Consider the following 613-nt stretch of genomic DNA (forward strand, 5'->3'; position numbering starts at 1 on the left):
CATTTGAACAACGCCCGTTTCGTTGCGTCTGACGTGGTGACTACAGGTTATGCGGTGTATGACTACGGTCAATTTATTCTCGGTCTGATTCAGTTGCCTTTCTCGCTTGACCCGTCCTATATTCTGCAACCTGAATCCATCCGGTTAGCTACGCTTGATTCAAAAGTAATGGCTCCGGTTGTATCGACTGATAAACCGCGCGTGGATTTGGGTTCTATTTATACTCCGCGTGATACTGATACGTTTCTGGATTATCAGAATACTACCGCGTTATTACATTTGCCGCGAACTGAGGCAATTAATATCGGTACGGAATATGTTATTGGTGAGACAATCACGGTAGAATATATTATTGACGCATATACAGGACGTGCGACAATTAATATCGGTTCATCGAAAATCGGCGGTGATATTATCGTATCTAAGGAAGTTGATTTAGGTGTTAATATTCCTTACACGACGCTAATTACTACTCGCTCCGCTGAAAATACGTCGATTACTTTGGGCGGCGATAACCACGTAACCACGCCATATATTGAAATCGTGCGATATGATGCCGTATTGGCTAATGGATTCTGGACTGTACCTGTGCCGGATGAAGACACGTTAGACG

1 protein-coding gene is annotated in these 613 nt (G+C 43.7%); it reads left to right on the forward strand.

Features of this window, described 5'->3' with window-relative positions; genetic code table 11:
- Positions 1-54: 54 nt before the first annotated feature.
- Positions 55-613, forward strand: a 559-nt coding sequence (locus N1032_RS26290; protein WP_259543590.1) for a hypothetical protein, incomplete at its 3' end; no start/stop codon positions are given.

It is taken from the genome of Herbiconiux daphne, from assembly GCF_024979295.1.
Classification (GTDB): domain Bacteria; phylum Actinomycetota; class Actinomycetes; order Actinomycetales; family Microbacteriaceae; genus Herbiconiux; species Herbiconiux daphnes.